At 46.6% G+C, this 19,968-nt stretch carries 21 protein-coding genes; 12 read left to right on the forward strand and 9 right to left on the reverse strand.

The window, feature by feature from the left end:
* Positions 1 to 615: 615 nt before the first annotated feature.
* Positions 616 to 1,554: an ABC transporter substrate-binding protein gene (locus C7R93_RS14205; protein ID WP_106839423.1), complete on the reverse strand. Its 939-nt coding sequence runs from the start codon at positions 1,552 to 1,554 to the stop codon at positions 616 to 618.
* Positions 1,555 to 1,773: 219 nt separating this feature from the next.
* Between C7R93_RS14205 and C7R93_RS14210 the strand changes: the two genes are divergently transcribed.
* Together C7R93_RS14210 and C7R93_RS14215 are read left to right on the forward strand one after the other, a co-directional pair.
* Positions 1,774 to 2,316 (forward strand): RNA polymerase sigma factor, encoded by a 543-nt coding sequence (locus tag C7R93_RS14210; RefSeq protein ID WP_106839424.1) that lies wholly within the window; start codon positions 1,774 to 1,776, stop codon positions 2,314 to 2,316.
* On the forward strand, positions 2,300 to 3,682 hold the full coding sequence (locus C7R93_RS14215; protein ID WP_106839425.1) for a hypothetical protein: 1,383 nt from the start codon (positions 2,300 to 2,302) through the stop codon (positions 3,680 to 3,682). The genes C7R93_RS14210 and C7R93_RS14215 overlap by 17 nt, the downstream gene beginning before the upstream one ends.
* 57 nt (positions 3,683 to 3,739) lie before the next feature.
* Here the strand turns inward: C7R93_RS14215 and C7R93_RS14220 are convergent, their stop codons facing one another.
* On the reverse strand, positions 3,740 to 4,222 hold the full coding sequence (locus tag C7R93_RS14220) for a GyrI-like domain-containing protein (RefSeq protein WP_106839426.1): 483 nt from the start codon (positions 4,220 to 4,222) through the stop codon (positions 3,740 to 3,742).
* A 51-nt stretch (positions 4,223 to 4,273) separates the two neighbouring features.
* Positions 4,274 to 5,533, reverse strand: a complete 1,260-nt coding sequence (locus tag C7R93_RS14225; RefSeq protein ID WP_106839742.1) for a hypothetical protein — start codon at positions 5,531 to 5,533, stop codon at positions 4,274 to 4,276.
* A gap of 167 nt (positions 5,534 to 5,700) precedes the next feature.
* Between C7R93_RS14225 and C7R93_RS14230 the strand changes: the two genes are divergently transcribed.
* From C7R93_RS14230 to C7R93_RS14240, 3 genes are all read left to right on the forward strand, one after another.
* A complete protein-coding gene (locus C7R93_RS14230; protein ID WP_048031793.1) occupies positions 5,701 to 6,033 on the forward strand; it encodes a PadR family transcriptional regulator in 333 nt (110 codons plus the stop codon).
* Positions 6,030 to 7,337: an FtsW/RodA/SpoVE family cell cycle protein gene (locus C7R93_RS14235; protein WP_106839427.1), complete on the forward strand. Its 1,308-nt coding sequence runs from the start codon at positions 6,030 to 6,032 to the stop codon at positions 7,335 to 7,337. Before C7R93_RS14230 ends, C7R93_RS14235 begins: the two co-directional genes overlap by 4 nt.
* A gap of 79 nt (positions 7,338 to 7,416) precedes the next feature.
* Positions 7,417 to 7,833, forward strand: coding sequence for a VOC family protein (locus C7R93_RS14240; RefSeq protein WP_106839428.1), 417 nt, complete (start codon positions 7,417 to 7,419; stop codon positions 7,831 to 7,833).
* Positions 7,834 to 7,904: 71 nt separating this feature from the next.
* On the opposite strand, the gene C7R93_RS14245 is transcribed toward C7R93_RS14240, so the two are convergent.
* Entirely contained in the window at positions 7,905 to 8,285 is a 381-nt protein-coding gene (locus C7R93_RS14245; protein ID WP_106839429.1) for a VOC family protein, read from the reverse strand.
* Positions 8,286 to 8,444: 159 nt separating this feature from the next.
* Here C7R93_RS14245 and C7R93_RS14250 point away from each other — a divergent pair, with 159 nt between their 5' ends.
* Together C7R93_RS14250 and C7R93_RS14255 are read left to right on the forward strand one after the other, a co-directional pair.
* Positions 8,445 to 10,175, forward strand: coding sequence for an ABC transporter ATP-binding protein (locus C7R93_RS14250; RefSeq protein ID WP_106839430.1), 1,731 nt, complete (start codon positions 8,445 to 8,447; stop codon positions 10,173 to 10,175).
* 1 nt (position 10,176) lies between these two features.
* Positions 10,177 to 12,018, forward strand: coding sequence for an ABC transporter ATP-binding protein (locus C7R93_RS14255; protein WP_106839431.1), 1,842 nt, complete (start codon positions 10,177 to 10,179; stop codon positions 12,016 to 12,018).
* 56 nt (positions 12,019 to 12,074) lie between these two features.
* Here the strand turns inward: C7R93_RS14255 and C7R93_RS14260 are convergent, their stop codons facing one another.
* The 3 genes from C7R93_RS14260 to C7R93_RS14270 all read right to left on the reverse strand — a co-directional run bounded on the left by C7R93_RS14260 (position 12,075) and on the right by C7R93_RS14270 (position 13,920).
* Entirely contained in the window at positions 12,075 to 12,812 is a 738-nt protein-coding gene (locus tag C7R93_RS14260; protein WP_106839432.1) for a class I SAM-dependent methyltransferase, read from the reverse strand.
* Positions 12,813 to 12,830: 18 nt separating this feature from the next.
* Positions 12,831 to 13,571 (reverse strand): MBL fold metallo-hydrolase, encoded by a 741-nt coding sequence (locus C7R93_RS14265; protein ID WP_106839433.1) that lies wholly within the window; start codon positions 13,569 to 13,571, stop codon positions 12,831 to 12,833.
* An 82-nt stretch (positions 13,572 to 13,653) separates the two neighbouring features.
* Positions 13,654 to 13,920: a CD3324 family protein gene (locus C7R93_RS14270; RefSeq protein ID WP_106839434.1), complete on the reverse strand. Its 267-nt coding sequence runs from the start codon at positions 13,918 to 13,920 to the stop codon at positions 13,654 to 13,656.
* Positions 13,921 to 14,133: 213 nt separating this feature from the next.
* Here C7R93_RS14270 and C7R93_RS14275 point away from each other — a divergent pair, with 213 nt between their 5' ends.
* The 3 genes from C7R93_RS14275 to C7R93_RS14285 all read left to right on the forward strand — a co-directional run bounded on the left by C7R93_RS14275 (position 14,134) and on the right by C7R93_RS14285 (position 15,492).
* Positions 14,134 to 14,346 (forward strand): zinc ribbon domain-containing protein, encoded by a 213-nt coding sequence (locus tag C7R93_RS14275; protein ID WP_106839435.1) that lies wholly within the window; start codon positions 14,134 to 14,136, stop codon positions 14,344 to 14,346.
* A gap of 13 nt (positions 14,347 to 14,359) precedes the next feature.
* The gene (locus C7R93_RS31025; protein WP_106839436.1) at positions 14,360 to 14,575 is read left to right on the forward strand and encodes a hypothetical protein; all 216 of its coding nucleotides are present in this window, start codon (positions 14,360 to 14,362) and stop codon (positions 14,573 to 14,575) included.
* Between the two features lie 86 nt (positions 14,576 to 14,661).
* Positions 14,662 to 15,492: a prohibitin family protein gene (locus tag C7R93_RS14285; RefSeq protein WP_106839437.1), complete on the forward strand. Its 831-nt coding sequence runs from the start codon at positions 14,662 to 14,664 to the stop codon at positions 15,490 to 15,492.
* A gap of 47 nt (positions 15,493 to 15,539) precedes the next feature.
* Here C7R93_RS14285 and ahpF read toward each other — a convergent pair whose 3' ends face one another.
* Positions 15,540 to 17,069 (reverse strand): alkyl hydroperoxide reductase subunit F, encoded by a 1,530-nt coding sequence (ahpF, locus tag C7R93_RS14290; protein ID WP_106839438.1) that lies wholly within the window; start codon positions 17,067 to 17,069, stop codon positions 15,540 to 15,542.
* Positions 17,070 to 17,082: 13 nt separating this feature from the next.
* Positions 17,083 to 17,646 carry an alkyl hydroperoxide reductase subunit C gene (gene ahpC / locus C7R93_RS14295; RefSeq protein ID WP_106832905.1) on the reverse strand — a complete coding sequence of 188 codons (564 nt, stop codon included), beginning with the start codon at positions 17,644 to 17,646 and terminating at the stop codon, positions 17,083 to 17,085.
* A gap of 308 nt (positions 17,647 to 17,954) precedes the next feature.
* On the opposite strand from ahpC, the gene C7R93_RS14300 reads away from it, so the two are divergent.
* Positions 17,955 to 18,446: a PH domain-containing protein gene (locus C7R93_RS14300; RefSeq protein WP_106839439.1), complete on the forward strand. Its 492-nt coding sequence runs from the start codon at positions 17,955 to 17,957 to the stop codon at positions 18,444 to 18,446.
* A gap of 2 nt (positions 18,447 to 18,448) precedes the next feature.
* Positions 18,449 to 19,963 carry a PH domain-containing protein gene (locus C7R93_RS14305; protein WP_244191544.1) on the forward strand — a complete coding sequence of 505 codons (1,515 nt, stop codon included), beginning with the start codon at positions 18,449 to 18,451 and terminating at the stop codon, positions 19,961 to 19,963.
* Positions 19,964 to 19,968 lie beyond the last annotated feature (5 nt).

Genomic DNA, 19,968 nt, shown 5'->3' on the forward strand with positions numbered 1-19,968 from the left:
CCTTCTCCGCTCAGTAGGACTCCACAAGTCGCTACGCCTGGAAATATTCTTCTCTGTCGTAACTGATTACATTCTTCAATCTTTTAAGGAATTTCAAGCCCGTTTAACACTGAAAGCTCGTAGAGGAAACAGGAGAAATAAGCGAAGATCTTTGAAAACACCGACCGAGGCGCAATGAAGAAAGGAGAAACAAGCTTTTAGCGTCCACCTCTGATACACCTCTTGAATGGACGACTTTGGACGCGGGTTTCGCTTTTTTTCATGGAGCCGGGCAGCTTACGCTACCCTGGGGGTGTTCCAAGAATCAAAGCGTTTTCTCCTGTTTCCTCCTCACCACCACAGTATGCTAAATGGGCTTTCCCCATAAAAATAAAACCGCCTCCATAAAGGAGACGGCATATATCGAGCTCGTTAGTTTTGAGGTGTTACCGATCATCACGTGCGACGCATCTACCTCCAGTATGAAGTTAGAAGCTTAAAGCAGTGTACGGTTTCCCTTACTCACTAGGTGATCGTGTAAATCATCCATGGCACATCGCCTCCGAAAAGGAATACAGCCTGATTGAAAACACACCACCGAGCTCGATGAGTATAGTATGAGCCAAGCCCATCATTTTATTCACTCATCTTTAGCATTTGTTTTCGAATCGCATTTAAAAACGATTGGTTGCTGTAGGCCGTCCCACCAGCCAAGCCTGGTTCAACTGCATTCATGTACATTTGATCTGCTTTGACTGCGTTCAGGTTTGTCCAAGCAGGCTGCTCTTGCAACTGCTTGAAAGCTGGCTGGTCTTCTCTGTTGACCATCACAAACAAGTAGTTGGGATCTTCTTTTGCCAAAGCATCCATAGAGAGCGCGGTACGCTCCTGCACATTTGCGACGACATCTGGGACAGGCAGGGCCAAATTTGTATATAACAGATAATTGTACCGCTCGTGCTTCGGATAAATGTAGAAGGAGCCTTCTTCGAACCACACTGTCAGCACTTTCTTTTCTGGAAGTGGGGCGAGCTTGTCGCGGAGTTCCAGTGCGTTTTGCTTCACTTTTCCTACAAATGTATCCAAATTAGCATCTTTTCCACGAACATCAGCGAGCAGACGCAAGTTTTCTTGCCAATGAGCTCCGTTCGTAGAGACGGGAATGACGGATGCAGCGCTTTGCAATTTGGCCAAGTCTTCTTTTGAGGTCTTGTCGGTTGTCATAATGACGTCCGGTTTGAGGGCAACCAACTCACCTAGATTATCTGCAATATTCCATGGGAGATGCTTGGCATTTCGGATCATGGCTTGATATTCCGCCGGAAACTTTCCGTTTTTATCCATGGTAGCTGCGACGGGCGGGATTCCCAACAAGAAAGAATCCTCATACGAAGCAGGGAAGCCTACGTAAACAATATCTTTGGTTCTGGCTGGAATTTTATAAGTGTTGCCCAGGTAATTGATCGATCTGGTCGGATTCGATGCTGCTGAATCCCCCGATTGTCCACCATTGCCGCAGGCTGTCAGTACGAGGAGCAAAGCGGCGATCGGGATAGCTAGTAGCCGTTTATACATACAGGTCACTCCGTTCTTACTTCTTGTGTTATCAGGAAAGTAGCAGGACTCATGTAAATTATAGGCTACCCGATCTATTAGTCGCTGTTGCATTCCTGAACATTTTCAAACATTCTGCTGTAACCTTTTTCCTGCTCAAGACACTAATTGGTATACGAGAAAAATTTCGCTATGGGAAAGTAGTCGATCAGCCGACAGCAAGAGAATGGAGGAGCTTCTTTGTATGAGGAAATGAAACATCAGGTCATGGCCATCTATGAGCGGCATTATCATGATGTGTATCAATTTTTGCTGTACTTTGCCGGCAGTCAGAATGATGCAGAAGATTTGACGCAGGAGGTTTTTTTACGAGTGATTCGATCGCTTGAACGATTTGAAGAGCGATCTGACATGAAGACATGGCTGTTTGCGATCGCGAAGCATACAGCGATGAATTACTATCGAAAACGCAAGTGGCAAAAGCTGTTGTCAGGGGACTGGCTGTCTGTCGTGATGCCAGCCTCAGAGGGGAATCCTGCTCAGGAAGCGGAAAGCCGGGAGGACGAGCAGGAATTGATCGCTGCGATCAAGGGACTGCCGCCGCATTACCGCATGGTTGTCATTCTGCGTGGCATTAAAGAGTACAGCGTCAAAGAGACAGCCGAAATACTGGATTGTTCAGAATCAAACGTGAAAACGACGATGCACCGGGCACTGAAGCTATTACATGGCAAACTGTCGCATACGAAGAAGGGGGAGTTGTACAGTGGATTGGCAAAATGAACGAGATATACTGGAACGGTTAGCGACTCTGCAAAAAAGTCCCCCCCCACGTAAGGAGTTTGTAGAGAGTTTACGTACTGTGCTGAAACAAGAAACAATTCGGGTCGGCAAGAGGAGACGGCTGTTCTTGACTCCGTTGAAAGCGGGGATGACAGCAGTCGTGATCGCTTCTGGCTTTGGGCTGTATATCATGGCCGGAATGGGGCAAAACGAACTTGTGGACCCTCAGGTGACGGCAACAAGTAGTCCGCAGCTTCCGGCCCATCCTGTATACGAGCAGGCGAAGAAGCTGCTGCAAGAATTGGCTGGCCGTGATGCGAGTCAATATGCGGTAAACGGCATGCTGTCCAATACAGAAACAGGTCATGTCGTGATGAACAAGACGGTTAACAACATTCTGGTTCTTGAAGACCAATACACGTTTACGATAGACAAGGCGGGCAGGCATCATATAAAAGAGGTACAGACAAACGATACGACAGGCATGGTCTTTCCTGATCCCAAAAAGGCAATGCCAGAGAAGCAGGCTGAGCAAATTTTTGGGCAAAGTGCCCGGCTCCTCTATTCAGAGGGAGAAGGGCGATTACAATACGAGTTTCCATTTTCAGGTGATATTGATGCGATTACAGGAGAGATTTATCCCACGGAACGCTATCATCCCGATTACACCCTTGTAGAAATGCCGCCAATTCCGGTGAAACCAGGAGGCATACAGCTGGTAGCTCCTGACATCGAAGAAGCAGATAGACTTTTTCGGGAGTGGGGATTCGAGCCTCCGTTTTCCTTCGTGGTTCATCAAGGCTCGGGCGTACATACGTACAAAGTAGAGACGCGAACCAAACAAAAAATGGAACTGACCGTGGTGACAGAAACAGGGGATATTCTTGACTATCGGTATGGAAATATCCATGAGAACGAGGAGAAGCTTCCTCATCCTAAGCAGGAAAATGTTCAAGAAGCAGCTAAGCAGTTTCAGAAATACCTTCCGTTAGACACGAAAGAATTGCTACTTGGTTCTGCCACTAGAAAAGGCAACATCGAAACCTATCAATTCTTTAAGTCCCATCAGGGAGTCCCGATTATGGGAGGGTATACGGTTCAGTTTGATGTGGACAGGAAACAGGTGATCGGAATCATTCCCCCGTATGCCGAGGAGTCTAAACCGCTTCCTGACAAAAACAACGCAATGTCACGGGAAGACGCGACTAGCGTATACGTTACCCATCGTCCGCTGCGATTGGTCTACAAGCTGATGGAGAACCAAACTACAGGAAAATTAGAGCCGCGTCTCGTCTATCATATTTATTATCACGATACCCCACTTTATATGGTAGATGCACTGACAGGGGAGTGGGTGCGTAGATAATCACATCGTAACAACAGAAAAACCAGGGAGGGATTCCCTGGTTTTTCGTTATGTCTCTTATTTGAAGAGCGGAACGTAAATATCAATCTCATTGTCTTCTTGCTCTGGCTTGTAGCGCTCGTCCCAATACTCAAAATCAAACCTGGCATACTCATATCCCGATTCGCAGAGCCAAGACCCGTAAAGAAAACCATACGTCTCGCCCAAGTTTGTCTCAGGTCCCTTGTGTGTTACTTGTGCAAATGTCCCCGCAGGAATCGTGTGACTGACCATCCCTTCAGGAATATCGGTGAGGCTGGAAACTTCGACGCCAATAAGGGTAGTAAAGGGATCTATCGCTGCATCGAAGTCATCTTTGTCAGGATAGAGTTGGATCAGATATTCGCCCTTACCAACCTGATTGTGAATCTCGCTTTTTCTAGCTCGCAAAGCTTCAGTCGTAGTAGCGGAGAGCTTTTTGCCCAAGTCTTCTGTCACATTCGCCGTAAAAGTGATACCAATTACATGTGTTTCCTCGCGGGTGAGAATGGTTGGCTCCATGAAACAACGTCCTTTCGTGTAGGAGAATAGGGAACAGAGCAAATCCAGCAACTATTTCAGTTCTCTGGCATATATCTTCGTCCCATCATGCGTAAACGTACCGATATATTTCTTGCCGCCTACCGTATATTCCATAGAAACGGTTTCCTTTCTAGGAGGCGTGAGCAGCTTGTGCGGAAACGGGAATGGTTGCTTGTTCGCCAAGTCTGCCATGATCTGTGTGTCTGTATGAAAGAGCTTGCCAGTCTGTTTCAATTGCTTGAGCTGCTCTGGTTTATCCAACTTGTAAGGAAGGGTCGTGGTTGGTTTGTCCATCGCATTGATTTTCTGGAAGAAGTACCCGTCCTTTGTTTTCGACACCGCAATAAACTGTCCGTCACTTGTCTCTTTCAAAAATGCATACTTTTTCGAAGCGAATGTTCCTTTTTTATTCATCAATAAGTAAAATTCTTCATTGGCTTTTTTGCCTGACACGATAAAAACACCGGAATGGAAGTTGGATTCCACCTTGTAATTTTGGGATGGCTTCAACACGACTTTTCCTTCGTGTGTTACAAAGTGGGTCATGCCATTGATTTTTACGCGGTGCAATCCTTCGCTGTACCCCATGTACTCATCAAAGAACGGCTTCGCGTGTATTTTTCCATTCATGTCTTTTAAACCGAATTTGTAGGATAATATTGCGCCATCCTTTTTGTTGTATTGGACAAAAGGGTAGTGCTGAATATCGAAAGTTGTAGCTCCCGTATATTCACTTGGGATCGTGAATAGTTCCTCATCTGTGATCTGCTTGGATGTTTTCGTACGAGCATTATACAGATAAGAGGTATAGCTTGTGGGAGAATATAAAAACCACTCTCCGTCTATTTGCGTGAAATAATTGTTATAGGCGCCTAATTCCTGTGTGTTGCCTTGTTGATCGAAAATAATAAACGAGCTGTTCCCGTAGAAGGTAATAATATGAAAAAAACCGTATCCGTCTTGCAACGGACTCATGTACCCCGGATATGCTAACGATTCCTGCTGATCGATTACTTTCCTGGTAGGAGAAACAAGGGCAAAATGAGGGAACCATTGCTGCTTGAACTCTTTGTAAAAGGGATCGTTTGGACTCGATCCTGCAAATGGGACGAAAAATGGTTCCGTTAGACCAGGTGGTACCTGAATCTCTTTTTCTGTCGGAACGTACTTGAGTACTGTCGTTTCCGGTCTGTTTGAACGGATGGCCGTTTCGGAATGTGCGATAGAAGGAACGATTGATAGAGTAAGGCTCAGAGCTAGCAGAATGTTGACATATTTGGAGTTTTTCACAGGTAGAATCACTTTCTCTTTCCTTTTTTATCTGTAGAAGGTAGACGTTTCTTGAAAGATGAATGTCACGCATGTGTTGATCTTACAAGATTTGGATGATATAGTTGTATACATAGATTTATGATGTATTGTGTATCTAGGTATTTGCGGTTAAATCGGGAGGCACTATGAAAATCAATAAGGAACTTTTAAAAGGCAGCACCGTGATCCTGATCTTGACGATGCTGGATCGAAAGGAAATGTACGGGTACGAGATCGCGAAAGCCATTGAGAAAGAGTCAAACGGTCTGTTTACGTTAAAAGAAGGAACGCTGTATCCGATCCTGCATGCGCTCGAAGCGGAGCGTTATGTGGAAGCGTATTGGGATGAGAAGGATGGGAGGAAACGCAAATACTATCGGATTACGGCAGAAGGTCGCGGGCAATTGAAGGAGAAAAAGCTCGAGTGGCATACGTTCCGCGATGGGATTGATCGGGTGTTAGGAGAGGGAAGAGCATGAAGCAGACGAATACACATCCATTGATTGCAGATTATCTCGATCAAGTATGTCGACATGTGCGGGCAACGGAAATGCATCGCAGAATTCGGGATGAGCTGGAAAGTCACCTGCTTGATTTGATGGATGAACAGATGGACGATGGCGTGGAAGAGGAAGAAGCGGTAAGGCAAGCCATATTGCAAATGGGGGATTCTGCTGCGATTGGGAAGCAGTTGCATCGGATTTATAAGTCCAGGGTGGAGTGGAGGCTTCTGGTGTATGTGATGGCTTTCCTGGCTGTTGGTCTGTTTACGATGTATGGTATGCAGGTCAGTTTTATAGAGTTCAAGCTGGATTATTACTGGTTCTATTCCTTACTGGGTATCGGGGTGATGCTCGCAGTTACTTTTACGGATTATCGCAAGCTTTTGCCGTACTCGTTGCATTTGTACGTGCTGACTGTGGGCGTGTTTTTTCTCATTCTTGCGTACGGCTATACAATGAATGGAAAAACATGTATGTACATTAGCGGTTCGATTAAGATCGATTTTGTGGCAATGTCCATGTATTTGTTTCTCATAAGCGTTGCGGGTATGCTTCTTACCAGAACGTGGCGATTTCGGAGCATAGCTTCCAAGCTGACCGTATTTGTTTTGTTGCCAGCTTGCCTCTTTGTTATGGCTGGATCGTTTATGGACCTCATGCTCTACCTATTTGGATTCATGATACTCATGATGTATACGAAAACCGCCCGGAAAGAAAAACTCTATTTAGTGATTGTGTCTGCTATTGTTTGGACAGTTGCCTGTTTATTGGATAGATACACGTTAGGAAGGGTGCTGGGCTGGGTACAACCGACCAAAGATCCGCTCGGAAAGGGATATGTATATCTAGAGGCGATGGAAGCAATTCGCTCGGCAGGTTTTTGGGGAAAGGGCTCCAATGCTCCATTACCGAAAATGTCTTATTTAGACTCCGATTTCAAATTTACGTACTTAATCCATAGTTATGGCTGGATTGCGGGCATCTTGATCTTGTTAGCCGTTGCTCTGTTTATAATGAGACTGGCTCGGGTCGTCAAGGAAGTGGATGAGCCATATGGAAAGCATCTCATTGTCAGTATCGTTCCTTTATTCTCCCTGTTCTTCATTTGGCCACTGATGATGTCAACCGGCATGCTGCCAATCGTGTATCTTGGGATTCCTTTTCTCAGCTATGGCAACATAGGGACTGCTTTGGCTCATTTCGCTGTCCTCGGTCTCGTTCTTAGTGTCCATCGGCATAGAAACTCAATAGGAAAGCCACATACCTTCATGGTAAAATAGCAATCCAGAAGAAGCCTCGGGCAATCGAAAATGCTAGGATATAGACATCAAGGAAAAACAAACCCGAGGAGGAATCACAATGGCTTTGCAATCCAAACAGATTTTCGTCAATTTACCGGTGAAAGACCTCAACAAGTCGATCGACTTCTTTACGGCAATCGGTTATGAATTCAACCCGCAATTTACAGATCAAAATGCAGCATGCCTGGTGATCGGGGAAAACATTTTTGCCATGCTGCTCGTCGAAGAGTTTTTCCAAACGTTTACGAAAAAAGAACTGACAGATGCAACGAGAAGCACCGAGGTGATTGTCGCGTTATCGGCGGACAGCAAAGAGCAAGTCGACGAGATCGTAAACAAAGCATTAGCTGCGGGCGCAACTCCATCGAAAGACCCGGTTGACCACGGCTTCATGTACAGCTGGAGCTTTCAAGATTTGGATGGACATCTGTGGGAGTTCTTGTATATGGATCAAGGTGCTGTTCCACAGGAATAAAAGACGGAGTAAACGAAATGAGGGCAAAAAGCATGGGATCGAAAAGGGGATCCCTGCTTTTTGCCTTTTTGTCAATACTGGCACATTCCAAGTGGATTCCCGTCTGGATCAAAAAACGTCAACACCTTCGTAGATCCAAATCCATCGATCGGGGTTACCCTCACCCCACGCTCGGTTAATAGTTGATGTGCCGCCTCAATGTCAGCGGGAAGAAAATTATAGTATTTGCCGACGCCAAAATGATTTTCCGGAAATGTCATCGGCTGATGATTCTCTACGCGGACGAGACAGATCACGGTGGTTGATTCATCGGAAATCCGCATCGTGACCGCTTCCTCTTCCACAAACAAAGGTCTGCAGCCAAGCTTTTCTTCATACCATTTTGCAGACGCACTCGGGTCCGTAACTGGTATAAAAACCCCTTCCATGCCTTTTAACAGCGATTGAGCCATCATTCCATCTCCCATTCGAGCAAAAATTTATTACGTATGATTTCGACGATGATGATCGGAAAAACCTGTAAGCCCTCACACTTTCCTTTTGACAATCTCTCGTGACATTTCGCTAGCTAAGCGTTATCTTGTACGTAGGAACACAGATGGGGTGAACGGATGCGCTTCTACTTAACATACATAAAAAAATACGGCGTAGTCGCCGGGATTTCCATGCTTTTCTTAGCTTTGGAGGCGGTATGTGATCTACTGCAGCCGATGATCCTGTCACACATTATCGATACGGGTGTAGCAAAACGGGATATGGACTACGTGCTCAAGACAGGCGGGCTGATGCTGCTCGTTACGGCGCTCGGGGCCGTTGCGGCATCCATCCGCAATGTGCTGGCCACATACGTTTCACAAAACTTCGGTGCGCAGCTGCGCGCAGATTTGTTTTCAAAAGTGCAGTCTTTATCCTTTGAAAACTTGAACAAGTTCGACAGAGCCTCGCTCGTGACACGTCTGACCAATGACGTCAATCAAGTGCAGATGTTTGTGAACGGCATGATGCGAATATTCGTCAAGGCGCCGTTGATGTGCATCGGCGGATTGTTTATGGCAACCCAATTGAACGCGGATTTGGCTGTGATACTCGCAATCGTCGTACCCATTGTGGGTTTGTTTATTTTCTTGAATATGAAAATCGGCTTTCCATTCTTTTTGAAGGTACAGCAAGCACTTGACCGGGTGAACGGTGCGATGCGCGAGTATTTGTCTGGCGTACGTGTCGTCAAGGCGTTCAATCGCTTTGATTTTGAGCGTGGCAAGTTTACACGGGCAAACGAAGAGCTGCAATCCAAATCGGTATCGGCTACGCGGGTAATGTCTATCTTCAGTCCAGCGATTATGTTGACGATGAACCTCGGAATTGTGGCTGTCCTCTGGCTTGGGGGGCTTGGCGTAGAACAAGGAAGCATCGAAGTCGGTCATATCATCGCGTTTACGAACTACATGACGCAAATTCTGTTTTCACTCATGATGATTTCCTTGGTATTTAACATGTTTGTGCGGGCCAAAGCATCAGCGGGACGCATCGGAGAAGTATTTGCTGAGGAAAACCAAATGAGCTGGAAAGAGGAACAACCTCACGAACTTCCAGGCAAGAAGGGACGCATCGACTTCGAGCAGGTCAGCTTCTCGTATGATGGAGGGGGCGGCCAGCCGGTACTCAAGCAGATTTCGTTTACTTGTCTGCCTGGGGAGACCGTCGGGATTATCGGATCGACAGGCTCTGGAAAAAGCAGTCTGGTTAGCCTGATCCCACGGTTTTATGACGTAACGGGAGGCACGATTCGGGTAGATGGCATGGATATACGAGACATCGAGCCCAAGCGATTGCGTGAAAAAATGGCGATCGTGCCGCAAAAAACCATGCTGTTTACAGGAACGGTAATGGAAAACATCCGTTGGGGCAAGGTAGAGGCGACCTACGAGGAGGTCGAGCAAGCGGCACGTATGGCTCAAGCTGACGATTTCATCTCCGCCACTCCTGAAGGATATGAGACACGTGTAGGACAAGGAGGAGTCAACTTCTCTGGCGGACAGAAGCAGCGTATTTCCATAGCCAGAGCCTTGGTGAAAAAGCCGGAAATCCTCATTCTCGACGACAGTACTAGTGCAGTAGATGTGGCGACAGAAGGGAAGATTAAGGATGCGCTTCGAGACTATGCGGCTGGTCTCACCTGCATCTTGATCGCACAGCGGATTACGTCGGTTATGGATGCGGATAAAATCATTGTGCTCGACAATGGAGAAGTCGCTGGTATGGGTACGCATGACGCATTAATGACCTCTTGTCAGGTATATCAGGAAATCTTTCAGTCACAAATCGGCCGGGAGGTGAAGTAGGGTGAGTCAACAGAAGCAACAACCTGTCTTTTCACCGAGACCTGGCCGAGGCTTTGGACATGGTGCTGCCAGAGGTCCAGTAAGTAAGCCCAAGAATTTTTCAGCTACGCTAAAAAGGCTCTGGCAAGCTTTTGGCAAAGAAAAAAAGCTGCTGCCGATTGTATTTGGCATTGTATTTGTCGATGCGCTACTCATGCTGTCTGCGCCTTATTTGATCGGAAAGTCAATTGATGCGATGACAGGTGGCGAGGAAGCTCTTAGCTTTTTGTCTATCATCATTCTTGCCTTGCTCGGCTCGTACATCTTGGATGGGGCACTGACGTTTTTGCAAAGCTGGTTGATGGCAGGTATCTCGCAACGGATCGTCACGAATCTGAGGCAGGCTCTTTTTGACAAGCTGCAAAAGCTGCCGATTGCTTATTTCGATGCGCGCACGCACGGGGAGTTGATGAGCAGGCTGACGAATGATATCGATAACGTCAGCAACTCCATCTCTCAATCCACAACGCAGCTGATGTCAGGGGGGATCGTGCTCCTCGGTTCGTTGGTGATGATGCTCGTCTTATCCCCGATACTGACACTCGCATGTCTGATCACGGTGCCACTCGTGTTCCTGCTCACACGCATGATTGCCAAACGAACGAGTGTACTGTTCAAAAATCAGCAGATGGAGCTGGGCAAGCTGAACGGGCACATTGAAGAGACGATTTCTGGCATTCAGGTGGTGCAGGCCTTCAACTACGAGCAAAAGGCCATTGAAGACTTTACGACGATCAATGACCGACTATGCAAGATCGGGATGAAGGCACAAGTCTGGACGGGCTTTCTCATGCCGATCATGAACGTGATCAACAACCTTGGCTTTGCCATGGTGGCGATTGTTGGAGGCGTACTCGCTGTTAAAGGATTGATCACAGTCGGTGTGATTGCGAGCTTTCTCAGTTATTCCCGACAGTTTGTCCGTCCGCTGAACGACCTCGCGAACATTTTCAATGTACTTCAATCCGGTGTTGCTGGGGCGGAGCGGGTGTTTGAGGTATTGGATGAACAAGAGGAGCCATTGGATTCTCAGGGTGCCACTGTGCTTGCACAGCCAAAGGGTCACGTCGTTTTCGAGCAGGTCAGCTTCGGCTATCGTCCGGATCAACTGATATTGAAAAATATCAGCTTCGAGGCAGAGGCAGGTAGCACCATCGCGTTGGTCGGACCGACGGGTGCAGGCAAAACCACCATTGTGAATTTGCTCACGCGATTTTACGATGTGACCTCAGGTACGATTTATTTGGATGGAAAAGACATTCGGGAGTATTCGCGGGACAGCTTGCGGCGTAGCTTTGGCTTTGTTTTGCAGGATACGTACTTGTTTTCCGGTACCATCAAGGAAAATATTATGTACGGCAAACCGGATGCGACAGATACGGAGGTAGTAACCGCTGCGAAAATGGCAAATGCGGACGTGTTCATCAATCGACTCCCGATGCGTTATGATACGATGCTGACGGAAAATGGGGGCAACCTGAGTCAGGGACAACGCCAGCTTTTGGCAATTGCCCGCGTCATACTCGCCAAGCCATCATTGCTCATACTCGACGAGGCGACAAGCAGCATCGACACACGGACAGAGCTGAATATCCAAGATGCACTCCTTACCATTATGGAGGGGCGTACGAGCTTTGTGATTGCGCACAGGCTAGGTACAATTCGGGATGCCGACACGATTATGGTCGTGGATGGGGGAGAGATCGTGGAAAAAGGCAGTCACGATGAACTCATCCTGCAGAAAGGTACCTATTATCAATTGTTTTACAACCAGTTTAAAAATCTGGAGGCTGCTGGGACATAACAGAGCACCCCGTCCAAACACGGAAATGACGTGGATGACGGGGTGTTTTTTTTCGGTTATGATGCTTGTTTGCTCGCGGCGATCAACAAGAAGATCGGCCGACGGAGTTCGTCTCGCATCCCTGGGATACCCAGCATTTCCTCAGGAGGACCGGGTTCAGCGACTTTGGTTATGTGAAATCCGGCGGCAAGGAGATCGTTCATATAGCTCGAAAACGTTCGGTGATACTTGACGACCTCATGCTCCAGAAAGGTGGTGTGCCGGATGCCTTCCTGCTGATAGTTGTCCACTGGCCAGTGCAAGCGTTCACCTTGTGGACCGTAATGCCAGTCCTGTGCAGCCAGAGCAGTGAAGACCGGATGCTCCACGGAGAAAACGAAGGAACCTCCGGGAGCAAGACAGTGATAGACACGTTGGCAAAGCAAGTCAAAGCGCTCCACATAATGAATGGCCAAGGAGCTGATGACGACATCGAATTCCTTTGGAGCAAAATCGATGTCTTCAATCGGAAGACGAATATACTCGATGGCGGGATCAGAAGTAGTCTCTCTGGCACGAGCCAGCATATTTTCGGAAAGGTCCACACCCACAACGGAGCGAGCCTTCTGCTCACTCGCATATCGGCAATGCCAGCCGAAGCCACAGCCAAGATCGAGTACTTTTTTCTCGTAAAGGGATGGTAGTAGCTCTCGAAACGCGTGCCATTCGCCTGCGGCGCTCAGTCCCTCAACTGAACGAGCCATTTGACTGTATTTGGTGAAGAAACCATTCTCATCGTACTTGTTCTGTTTCATCTGCGTAAAGCTCCCTCCTCAGATTTGATCGTAGGCTTGGATCAGTTCCCGGAGCGCTTGTTTTATATCTCCCTGAAACACCCCACCGTGATAGCAAATCAACTGCTCGATATCATATTCGAGTAAGTTGCGGATAGAGCGAGTCGCTTCTTGCATATCCAGCGTATAGGCCGGATTGGCGATTTCTAGTCTGCCGTTTTCGATCACAACAGCATCTCCGGCAATCAGCATTTTGCTTGCGGTCACATACAACGAAATATGTCCCGGCATATGCCCAGGTGTATGAACGATCTCGATGCCACCGCACCAAGGCAGGTGTTCGTGATTCGTTACAGTTCGATCAACCGCAATGGGCTCGATGGACTGCAAAAAGTGAATAAATTGCTCGGCCTGCTGCTTTTCATCCGCTGACAGCTGGTCCAGTGTTGATTGCGCCTGCTGCAATCGCAAAGATGTTTTTTTTCCGGCGATGTACGGTGCCTCAGATTCATAGGCGATGATTTCGAGGTGTGGATAGGCTCTTTTTAACGCTGCCAAAGAACCGATATGGTCCATATCGTGATGCGTCACAATGACCTTCGTAAGGGCGCCGAGGTTAAGGTGTTGCTTGTATGCGGCCTCCTGAAGCAGTGGCAAAAAGTCAGGATAACCACAGTCAACAAGGATCATTTCATGCTCATCCTGCAACAGCACAGGGGTAATGACCTGTGCAGATCCGTTGTACATAAACGAAATGTCGAGAAAGTGAATTTGGTTCATACGTTGTCCCTCCTGACTGACTGATCTTAAAAGGAGTGTAACGCAATAGGGGAACAGACACACGGTCGACCTTTTCTCTGTCTCATTTATGTCCACGAATAATGCGTCGAATACTGTGTTCAGTTAAGTAATGCTTCTGGGCGAGCGTTTTGACAGAAGCCCCTTCGTGAAATGCTTGCCAAATCGCCTGATTGCGCTCGCTTAGCCATCGCTTTGTGTCTGTGGAGGCGCCCCATTGTCGTTTGTTTTCGTGGTGGATCGGGATGTACAAATAGCTTCCTTGTACATAGTGCTGAATTTGCCGCAATAGATCGTCTGGCAATAGGTCTTGTGCATTTTTGTATTTCATTTGCTTTGCTCCTGTCTATATAGCGTGATGTGCGTATATAGATGAGCAAAGAGATCCTCAACTCAATATGCGGAAAGGCTCTGAACCAAGAGAAAGGGGAACTCTTTGCTCAGAGCCGTATTCGGCTCTTCGTACATAAGGGTCTAGCATAGGAATCATCTCCCTTCTAGACTCTATAGTAGTGAGAATGGGGAGTTCCTTCAACAATCTTCTTTGCCTTCTTTTCCAAATAAAGGGTATGATGAGGGGGGCTGCACGCGTACAACTGTAACACAAATGTCAGCTACTGGCGGTGGCTTATCGCGCATGTTGAATGTTCAGTACCAGGTGTATGATGTGATCAGTTGCGTGAATTGCGGTTATAGTGAGATGTATAAACGAAATTCTTCGTCAGCGATGAATATTGTAGATTTGTTTTTCGGATAGGAGATGCAATGACATGAGTCTTGGTGGCTTTCAGAGCGGTTTTTCCGCCCGCAAGGTACCACGTTCGGAAGTGCGGTGGGGGCAGTTTTTAATATGCAATCATAGGTGTGAAGAAGTTATCCAATTGATTTCGCATGTATCTGGTGAAGTCGAATTTGAGCTATGCAGAATCGAGGCAGAGCGTATGGCGCACGTTCTTTTAGAAGCTTCGAAAGCAGAACGCTCATGACAAGTATTTTTCATAAATTTCTTGAAACTTAGAGCCTACTCCTTCGTATAAATGAATGAGCATATACAGATAGAGGGAGGACAAGTATGAGCGACAAAAATGTTGTAAAAATGAGTCCCTTTCAAGCTGGGGGAAAGCTGATCGCAACGATTGTGATACTGGTCGTGTTGGTCTTGCTTGGCACGCAATCTTTTACGATTATTTCCGCAGGGCATAGTGGGGTTGTGCTGCAACTGGGAGCGGTGCAGCCAAAAGTGCTGCAAGAGGGCATGCATTTTAAAATTCCGTTCATCCAAACCGTGGTCCCGATGGAAGTGCGGGTGCAAAAATCAGAAATGAGCCAGACTTCCGCTTCGCGTGACCTGCAAACCGTATCCACGACGATTGCTGTTAATCATCATTTGGATGCTGAAAATGTCAATAAACTGTATCAGCAAGTGGGGTTGGAGTACAATAGCCGAATTGTTGATCCTGCCATTGCCGAAGCATTTAAAGCCGTGACCGCTCAATACACAGCAGAAGAACTGGTATCCAAGCGTTCAGAGGTTAGCCAAAAGGTAAAAGAAGTCCTGCATACAAAGCTGGCAACGTATAACATCATCCTCGACGAAATCAATATTCGCGAGTTTACCTTTAGTGATGAATTCAACCGCGCCATTGAATCCAAGCAGGTGGCCGAGCAGCAAGCGCTCAAATCCAAGCTGGATCTGGAGCGGATCAAGATCGAGAAAGAGCAGGAAATTACGAGAGCGGAAGCACAGGCACAAGCACTGCGTCTGCAAAAGCAAGAGGTTACGCCTGAGCTGATTCAGCTCCGACAGATTGAGGCGCAACTCGAAGCGATCCGCAAATGGGATGGAAAGCTGCCAAACGTAACGGGAGGAGCTACTCCCTTTATCAATGTGGGTAACCAATAACGTGTAGAATGATAAAGCCACTCCCTTGAAGAGGAGTGGCTTTGTTATTAGTTGCGGATGAGATAGTCGAAAGCTCCCAATGCCGCAGTAGCACCAGATCCCATCGAAATGATGATCTGTTTATAAGCACTATTCGTGCAATCCCCGGCAGCAAAAACACCAGGGATGTTTGTAGAACCATGGCTGTCTACCACGATCTCACCAAAGCGAGTGCGCTCAATCGTGTCGCCCAACCAATCCGTATTTGGTACCAGACCGATCTGTACAAACACACCTTGCAATTCAACATGCTTGGTTTCACCTGTCTCACGTTCGATGTAAGAAATACCGTTTACTTTATCAGTACCCGTAATTTCTTTTGTTTGAACGTTTTTGAGTACGGTGACATTCGGCAGACTGTAGAGACGATCTTGCAATACTGCGTCAGCCTTCAGTTCTGGCGAGAATTCCAGAACCGTTACATGTTTCACAATACCTGCGAGATCAATCGCTGCTTCCACACCTGAATTACCGCCGCCAACAACTGCAACATCTTTGCCTGTGAACAAAGGACCGTCGCAATGAGGGCAATAGGCTACACCCTTGTTCTTGAACTCTGCTTCACCTGGTACACCCAGATTCCGCCAACGCGCACCTGTCGACAAGATGACTGTCTTACTCTTCAGAACAGCGCCGTTTTCAAGTTCAATTTCGATCAGATCCTTCTTCTCTAAACGCTTGGCACGTTGCAGCTTCATGATATCAATGCCATACTCTTTCACTTGCTTCTCGAGGTTGGCTGCGAGCTGAGGCCCCTCAATGTATTTCACACTGATGAAGTTCTCAATGCCCAATGTGTCATTGACTTGACCGCCAAGGCGTTCAGCAACGAGACCAGTACGAATCCCTTTGCGTGCTGCATAAATCGCCGCACTTGCACCTGCTGGGCCACCGCCCACAACAAGCACATCATAAGGGTCTTTATTGTCAAACTCAGACGCGTCCGGAGCAGAACCCAGCTTGGCAAGAATTTCTTCCACAGTCATACGGCCGCTTTCGAAAAATTCACCATTGAGGAAAACGCTTGGCACAGCCATCACGTTTTTGCTTTCTACTTCGTCTTTGAATACTGCACCATCAATCATCGTATGAGAAATACCAGGATTGAAGATACTCATCAAGTTCAGAGCTTGGACTACATCTGGACAATTATGGCAACTCAAGCTGATGTAAGATTCGAACTTATATTCACCACGAATGTCTTTGATTTGATCAATGACACTTTGCTCAACCTTTGGAGCTCTTCCGCTAACTTGCAAGAGAGCCAATACCAAAGAGGTAAATTCGTGGCCCAGTGGAGTACCAGCAAAAACGACGCCAGTATCTTCACCGACACGGTTTACGCTAAAGCTAGGTGTGCGAGTTAATTCTGCTTTCTCCACATTGATCCGCAAAGACATGCTAGCTAGCTCATCAATCAGTGCAAGCATCTCGGAAGATGCCTCATCGGTGCCTGCACTGACTTTGAGCACAATATCGCCTTCCAAGAGCTCGAGATATTGTTCTAGTTGCGCTTTGATTTCTTGGTCAAGGGCCATTTTATATCACACCTTAAATTTTGCCTACGAGATCAAGGCTTGGTTTCAGTGTTTTGCCACCTTCTTGCCATTTTGCTGGGCAAACTTCACCTGGATTGTTGCGAACATATTGTGCTGCTTTGATTTTGTTGATCAGAGCACTTGCATCACGGCCAATGCCACCTGCAGTAATCTCAACAGCTTGCACGACACCGTCTGGGTCGATGATGAATGTACCGCGATCTGCCAGACCTTCAGCTTCGATCAATACATCGAAGTTGCGGGAGATTACATGGGAAGGATCGCCGATCATGATGTATTCTACTTTACCGATTGCTTCAGAGCTTGCGTGCCATGCTTTATGAGTGAAGTGAGTATCTGTAGAAACGGAGTAAACTTCAACACCGAGTTCTTTCAAAGTTGCATATTGGTTTTGCAGATCTTCGAGTTCAGTAGGGCAAACGAAAGTGAAGTCTGCTGGGTAGAAGCAAACTACGCTCCATTGACCTTTGAAGTTTGCTTCTGTTACTTCGAGGAATTTACCTTTTTGGAATGCTTGTGCTTTAAAAGGCAATACTTCAGTTCCGATGAGTGACATAGTGTTAGCTCCTTTATTGGTTATTTGTATAGTACATATTCAAAACATGCTTAACGAGGCATGCTTGAATATAATTTACAATGATTATTATTTAATAAATGATTCAGTAAGTCAAGTTTTTTATAATGATTATAATGTGATAATTTTTACAAGCCATTTTCTCCATCATTTAGTATGATTCGAACGGCATAAGAGTATTCGTTTGCTGCATGGAAAATTGACGATTCGTCCGTAGAAACCGGGCGGATTGTTTTACGTATGAAGTAAGGAGCGAATTGACAGCGTAATAAACATACAGGAGTGATGATATGCCATCTCCAATTAGCGCACCGCAAAAATGCTTGTCCAAGGATGCGTTCAAGGTACAGCTTATTACCGAGGGGATTACGGCTGTGATCGGGATTGTTATTTTGGCCGTCCTCTATTATCTAGATGATCGTTTTGCATGGAAGGAATGGATCGGATGGGGTCTGCATGGATTGCTCGTTATCGGTGTGATCGCGACGATTTGGTCTTTTGTCGAGCCGTATTTTTTATATAAAAGCTGGCGGTATGATATCGACGAGGATTTCTTGCAACTGAAATTCGGGGTGATCATGGAGAGACATTTCCTTGTCCCCATGACGAAAATCCAAGCAGTCTCCACAAAACAAGGACCGATTTTACGAAAGTACGGGCTGTACACCATCTCGATAAAAACAATGGGCTCCTCGCACGAAATTCCAGGACTGCCGGGGGATGTTGCTTCTCAATTAAGAGAACAGATTGCTCACTATGCAAAATTAAAGGAAGTGGAGTAGTGATGGAAGCAAAACGATACCATCCACTAAATATCCTTTTTGATCTCATCCTCCAGGTAAAGCATCTGTTTTTTCCTGCGCTCATTCTGTTTGTGTTCAATTATGACTCGACCAACGCATTCATTATGTACGGGAGAATTGTTTTTTACATCTATGTAGGAGGGATGCAGGTCTATCTGGTTTTGAAATGGGTTTCGTACAAGTATAGGCTGGATGATACGTCTTTCCATCTTTACGAAGGAATTTTTACGAAGAAAAAGCAAACGATCCCATTTACCAAAATCCAAAACGTCAATCGACACACGACGTTGCTGCACCGGATTTTTAAAGTGACTTCCATCCGGTTTGAGACAGGGATGGTTGGCGATGATTCTACCGTGGAATTCGCGGTGATTTCTGTAAACGAAGCGGATCGACTAGAGGCCTACACGAAACATGCAGTGCGATTCGAAAGAGAGCTTGAAGTGGAAGGGAAAGAAGGAGACAAGTCCTCTTCGGAGGAAATCGGTACGTCGTATACCACTCCTGAGCGAATGGTTCACTTTACGCCAACGAAAAAAGAGATTATCAAGGCTTCCTTCACTTCTCTCAGCTTCCTCGGGATGATTTCGTTACTTGTATGGGCGTATTTCAAGCTCACCGAATATATCGACGTGGAGGAGCAGGTAGAAGGAATTTTTTCGTTTATTACGAGCTCGTGGACACTGATCACGCTGACAGCCGTGGGACTTCTCGTCCTATCCATCGTATTCGGCATGGTCACGACCTATATTCGTTATGGAAAATATGAGATTTCGTCGGATCACGAGCGGATTTACATTGCCAAAGGGGTCATAGAAGAAACAGCTTTTTCGATCGCAAAAGAGAGAGTGCAAGCGATTAAAATCAAGCAATCCTTGTTAAAGCGCATGTTGGGTCTCGCTGAAGTCAAGCTGACGGTTGTCGGCGGGGATAGTGATTCGGATAAGGATAAACAGGATGTCAGCTCGCTCTATCCATTTTTACCGGTCAAGCGTGCGTATGAGATGATTGCAGAAATATTGCCTGCGTATGAAGTGACGGAAGAAATGACGAGTCTCCCCCAAAAATCGTTATGGGCTCGCTTGGTCAGATCGAGCTGGATTTGGATCATAGGCACAGGTGCGCTTTACTACTTCCAGCCGAATATTTGGGGGTGGGAGCAAGCGTGGTGGGTCATCTCCATTGCTTTGACGCTGTTCGTCCTGGTCTTCGAGGTCATTGAATTTTATAACACGCGATACACATTGAATGATCACTTCATTCAGTTCCAAACAGGGAGCCTAACCACGACTTTATTTGTGTCAAAACGAGAGAAGATCATAGAGGTCAACGTCAAAAGAGACCTACTTCAAAAGCAGCTAGGTCTCGCTTCCATCAAAACGACCAATCGTGCTAAACCAGTGAGTCATAAAGGGGTAACAGATGTACCGATAGAGTTAGCGGAAGGGTTTTATCATTGGTATATGGGACGTAGAAAAGAGATCAAGGTAGAGTAGAATAG

The sequence above is a fragment of the Brevibacillus fortis genome (assembly GCF_003013395.1).
In the GTDB taxonomy this organism is placed as follows: Bacteria; Bacillota; Bacilli; order Brevibacillales; family Brevibacillaceae; genus Brevibacillus; species Brevibacillus fortis.